Source organism: Burkholderia sp. Se-20378, assembly GCF_017104665.1.
Taxonomy (GTDB): Bacteria; Pseudomonadota; Gammaproteobacteria; order Burkholderiales; family Burkholderiaceae; genus Burkholderia; species Burkholderia lata.
Genome location: NZ_JAAGPG010000511.1, coordinates 1 through 5,685 on the forward strand (window position 1 = coordinate 1; position 5,685 = coordinate 5,685).

Here is a 5,685-nt window from a genome sequence, read left to right on the forward strand (position 1 = left end):
CGGGTGCGCCGCGGCACAGACCGACGGCACGACCTGCGCTCGATACTTCGCTCCATCTGAGCATGCAAGCGGTCGTTGCACGGCACGGGGGCCGTGCAACGACCGTGCACCACGCAACGTCGGCAGCGCCTGCCGCACGCCGTGCCTGTACGGCAGCGGCGCGCCTGCCGCGACCCTCACCGATCCGCATCGGCGCCGCCGCGCGCCATCACGCATCATGACGCGCCGTTCGACACGGCCGCAATGACGACGATTTCTGCGGGGAAAGCAATCCAGACGGGGCCAACTACAACACGAACGCGGAAAGCGGACGGGGTGCTTTGCACCCCGCCCGTCCTCCAAGGCAACCGTAGCTGCCTACCCTCGTGCCAGAGAGTTCTCGGTCGGATGACGCACCGTGCATCGCACGTCGCGGCTCCGGAAATTGATGTGACGGCTTTGAATGCAGCGTCGATCGCAGCCTTTAGCACGCGTGTTGCTGCGTCGCTGCGCGGCCCCTGCACGACAGACCGGCTGCGTTGCCGGATGTTCCGTCAATGTCTCACGCGCGAGGCGCGCCGTTTCTGATGCAGGTCAACCCGAGCCTGCTTCGATCGCGACATCGTGCGATTTATTCGGCACCGCGCACGAGCAGCACGGGCACCTGCGCGAGATGCGCAACGCGACGCGCGACGCTGCCGATCAGCCACGCAGCGATGCCGCGCCGGCCATGCGTGCCGACCACCAGCAGCTCGGCACGCCAGTGCACGGCGTCGCGCATCAGTGCATGGGCCACGTCGTCGCTGGTCGGACGGGTTTCGACGACACTGCGCTTGGTCGGGTTCCCGGTCGCATGGAACAGCGGGCCGATCTTCGCGAGCGCATCCTCGCCCTCCGCGCGATACGCATCCTCGAGCGCGCGCACCGGCACGATATCCGTCAGACGAACCGCGCGATCGATCACGTAGGCCGCGTACAGCAACGTCGTCGGCGCCGCGAAGCCGAGCCCGATACGCACCGCGTGCAGCGACGGCTCGCTGCCGTCGACCGCGAACATCAACCGCTGCAGGCTGCCGTCCGACGGCCGCGCATAGGCGGCCGGTACGATCAGCAGTGCGCAGCGCGCGCGCGTCGTCAGCGTGTCCGACATCGCGCCTTCGACGAGCCGCAGCAGCCCGTGATGCGGATTCGCGCCGACCATCAACACGTCCGCACGCCATGCCGACGTGTCGCTCACCAATGCATCGGCCACCGAACCGCCCGTCACCGACGTGTCGATGATGGCCTGCTCGACCTCGATGCCGCTGTCGGCGAACAACGCCGCGATCCGTTCGTTGATGGCTTGCGCCTCGCGCATCAGGTCCTCGCGCGCGGACGTCAGCAGTGCGTCGATGCGCGGGATGTCGGGCAAAACCAGGCGCGGGTTGTCGATCGTGCAGACGATGCGCAATCGCATGCCGGGATGCAGCAGCGTGCGCGCATAGCGCGCGGCGGACAGCGATTCGGGCGTCGGATCGACGGCCAGCGCGATCCGCGCAAGCGTCGGGATGGGCGGGGCAGGCTGCATGGCGAAGGCCTCCGTGCGTGCGCGTCGTCGTGGAACGACGACGGGAGCTTCGCGCGGAAGCGGCGCACGGCGGCCGGACAGCCGCCGCGGCCGCGGCGGTCACTGGGATCGGCGGGTTGCCACGCGAAGCGCGGACAATCGATTCGTTCAGCATAGGTCGTCCGGCCCGCGCGTGCATGATCGCGATCAAGCGTCGCGCGGGCCCCTGCCCGTGCCGCTTACGATTTCGTCGGCACCGATGCCGCCGGACGGTTCGCGTAGAACAGCGCATACGTGATGCCGAGCAGCACGATCCATACCGGCCCGATCACGAGCGCGACGCGCGTGTCGGGCGTGAACGCCATCAGCACGACGACCAGCACGAGAAAACCGAGCGCGACGAACGAACCGAGCGGATAGAACGGCACGCGGATCGGCAGGCGCGCGATCTTGTCAGCCGACAGCGTGCGGCGAAAGCGCATCTGCGCGATCAGGATTACGCACCACGTCCAGATCGCACCGAACGTCGACACCGACGTGAGCCACGTGAACACGTGCTGCGGCGCGAGATAGTTGAGCAGCACGCCGATCAGCAGCAGCGCGACCGACACGATCACGCCGTACACGGGCACGCCGTTGCGGTTGACCTTGCCGAGCTTGCTCGGCGCCTGGCCCTGCTGCGCGAGGTTGTAGAGCATCCGCGCGGTGCTGAACAGGCCGCTGTTGCACGACGACAGCGCCGCGGTCAGCACGACGAAGTTGATGATGCCGGCGGCGGCCGGGATGCCGAGCCGCGAGAACGTCATCACGAACGGGCTGCCCTGCGTGCCGATCTGGTCCCACGGATACAACGACATGATCACGAACAGCGCGCCGATGTAGAAAATCAGCACGCGCCAGAACACCGAGTTCACGGCCTTCGTCAGCGACTTCTCCGGGTTGCGCGCCTCGCCGGCGGTGAGGCCGAGCATCTCGACGCCGAGATACGCGAACATCACGATCGGCAACGCGGCGATCACGCCGTTGATGCCATTCGGCATGAAACCGCCATGCGCCCACAGGTTCGACAGGCCGATCGCGACACCGCCGTTGCCGATGCCGAACGCGATCATCAACCCGCCGCCGATGATCATCAGCACGATCGTGACGATCTTGATCAGCGCGAACCAGAACTCGAATTCGCCGTACAGCTTGACCGCGATGAAGTTCACCGAGCCCATCGCCATGAGTGCCGCGAGCGCCCAGATCCAGTTCGGCACGCCGGGGAACCACATGTGCATGTAGACGCCGACCGCCGTGATTTCCGCCATGCAGGTGACGATCCACACGAACCAGTAGGTCCAGCCCGTCAGGTAGCCGGCGAGTGGCCCGAGGTAGTCGCGTGCGTAGCGGCTGAACGCGCCGGCGACCGGATTGGCGATCGCCATCTCGCCGAGTGCGCGCATGATCAGGAAAATCGCGATGCCGCCCAGCAGGTAGGTCAGCAGGATGGCCGGGCCGGCGACGCGAATCGCGGTGGCCGAGCCGAGGAACAGGCCGACGCCGATCGTCGCGCCGAGCGCCATCAGGTTGATGTGCCGCTCTTCCAGCCCACGATGCAACTGGTCTTCTGGTTGTTTCAAGTCCGTCTCCTGGCAGCCGCGAACGGGCCGCCGTCATTGTCGATGTCAATGCGCGACTGTTCATGCCGACTCCGGCATGCCGAAAACGAAATAATCTCCGCCGTCATTTTCCAAATAAGAAACGACACGGATACTGCGTCAATCCGATGGGAATCGCCGCGGATTATCCGTATTTTCCGGAACAATCCGGAAAACGGATCGGGCCTTTCACGGAATACGCCCGCGCGGCCCGTGTGACGCGGCTGTGCGCGTGACGGACGGCGACGGGATCAATCGCTTTCGGCGCGAACGAACACGCGTCGAATGTGCGCGATCAGGCGCACGCAATATGCAGGCGGGATTATATGGAGGATCAGTGGTTTCACGCCAGTCGATTTTCGTGGAAATCGCGACGGGTGAAACCGTGATGGAATTCGAATGCGCGTGACGCTTTCGCGCGGATTTATTTCGACAGCGTTGCGCGCACCGTATATTCACCTTCGATTGCACCGTGATCCGGACGCACGAAATAACGCGATGCATCGAGATCGGCCGGCATCGGCTCAACCGGATAGCCGTGCTTCTCCCATGCATCGAGGCCGCCCTTCAGCGCGCGGATGTTGTGGATCATCTTCTTGCGCTGCATCTTCGCGATCAGGCGCTTCGCGGTCGCTTCGTTCGGGCACACGCAATAGACGACGATCGGCCGCTTCAGCATTTCCGGGTCGAGCAGGTCCGGCGAATCGAGATCGACCGGCACCGCGCCGGCGATCCGGTACGGTTCGCGCTCGCGAATCGCCTTCGGCCGCGCGTCGAAGATCAGCGGCGGCTCGTCCGACGTCATCATTTCGACGAGCTGCGGCGGCGAGATGCGGACCTGCGCGAGATAGCGGCGGAACTGCACGCGGCGCACCCAGCGGTACAGCAGGAACGTGATGAAGATCGCGAGGAACGCATCGAGGATCGTGCCGCCGCTCGCGCGCACCCACAGCACGAACTGGACGATCTGGTCGTGAATGGCCGCGCCGCCGACCAGCCAGAACGCGGCCCACAGCGACGCACCGGCCAGATCCCAGAACAGGAACACGCCCACGCCGATCGCGGTCGTGCCGAGCAGCGGTGCCGACACGAGGCCGAGGCCCGGCAGGAATTTGGACAGCACGAGCAGCGGCGCGCCGTATCTTTCGAATACGTTACGTGCGAAACGCAGCGTCGTGTCGAGCGACAGCGAGAAGCGCACGAGGCCGTTCAGCAGGCGCCGGCCGCGCGTGCGGCCCATGAAGAACCACAGCGAATCGGCCAGCATCGTCGCGCCGATCGCCGCCGCGAACATGCTGACCCAGGACGCCTGCCCCATTGCCGCCATCGTGCCGCCGAGAATCAGCATCGGCACGGCGGGCACCGGCACGCCGAGCTGCGTGATCAACACGCTCGCGAACACGGCCCATGGGCCGAGCGACGATGGAATAGCGATGGGAAAGTGCCACACGGCGGCGCTCCTGGAAGGCATGCAGCCGCGCGACGGGGGCCGTCGGTACGGCTGGGCAACGGCCGCCGCGGCACGTCCGCGGCCGACCTGATGCATCACGGCATTCTAAACGGGTTTGGCCGCGATCGCGCGGAACACGCACCATCGGCACGGGCTTCGCGCCGTGGGTTGCACCGCCGTGACAGTCACATGTCGGTGCGCTGGGCAAGCTGCCCGACGTGTTCCGCGTAGTCGGGAAACGCGGCGGCCAGCGCGGTTGCGTCGGCCAGTTCGAATTCCGCGAACTCGAAGCCCGGCGCCACCGTGCAGCCGACGAGCGCGACGTGCTCAGGCAACGCGCAGCGCGCGCCGAACCAGCTCCCGGCCCGCACGACTGCCTGGAACACGGTGCCCGGATGCGTGAGCGGGTTGCCGAGCCGGTGGATCGTCAGCCCGTCGCGCTCGTCGAGCACCCACACCTCGATCGGGTCGCCCGCGTAGAAATGCCAGACTTCGTCGGAACGGATCCGGTGCCACGACGAATACGCGCCGTCGCACAACAGGTAGTAGATCGCGGTCGACGCGGCGCGTGGCGCACCGTCGGCCGGACGCACGACGGAATCGGTCGCACGGTAGGTTTCGCGGAAATAGCCGCCTTCGGGATGCGGCTGCAGGTCGAACTGGCGAATCAGGTCGGTAGCGGAAATCGGCATGGCGGATGACGTCGGTAAGGTAAGGAACCAGGCACCCGGCGCACGGCCTCGCTTCGCTCATCGCGAACGCGACCGCATGCCGCCGGATGCTGCTGCGTCGATCGCCGCGGCCATGCGCGCGGCGAACAAGCGGATACCGGTCGATGCTGCCAGAACTGCATGTCGGGATGCAACCGCGGGCACGCGATTGCGCCCGTCGGGCGCATCGGGTGCATCGCCCTCGCCCGGCCGATGTGGCAGGCGCAACAGCCGCGCTCACACGCCGTGCGTCGTGCGTTTCCGTTTCATCCGGCCGTCATCCGACGAATGCGCAATACCGTCGCTGCCCGCGACCGCCCGTGCGCCAGCGTCAGCGCCTTGCCGCGTGCGTCACGCAGC

General features: G+C 66.5%; 4 protein-coding genes. All 4 read right to left on the reverse strand.

From position 1 onward, the window contains the following. Positions 1 to 610 precede the first annotated feature (610 nt). On the reverse strand, positions 611 to 1,546 hold the full coding sequence (locus G3N93_RS32500) for a universal stress protein (protein WP_206134799.1): 936 nt from the start codon (positions 1,544 to 1,546) through the stop codon (positions 611 to 613). Positions 1,547 to 1,764: 218 nt separating this feature from the next. Next, positions 1,765 to 3,147: an amino acid permease gene (locus G3N93_RS32505; RefSeq protein WP_043183686.1), complete on the reverse strand. Its 1,383-nt coding sequence runs from the start codon at positions 3,145 to 3,147 to the stop codon at positions 1,765 to 1,767. 442 nt (positions 3,148 to 3,589) lie between these two features. Next, positions 3,590 to 4,615 carry a DedA family protein/thiosulfate sulfurtransferase GlpE gene (locus G3N93_RS32510; RefSeq protein WP_041493311.1) on the reverse strand — a complete coding sequence of 342 codons (1,026 nt, stop codon included), beginning with the start codon at positions 4,613 to 4,615 and terminating at the stop codon, positions 3,590 to 3,592. 185 nt (positions 4,616 to 4,800) lie between these two features. After that, positions 4,801 to 5,307: a cupin domain-containing protein gene (locus G3N93_RS32515; protein WP_105815267.1), complete on the reverse strand. Its 507-nt coding sequence runs from the start codon at positions 5,305 to 5,307 to the stop codon at positions 4,801 to 4,803. Positions 5,308 to 5,685: the final 378 nt, after the last annotated feature.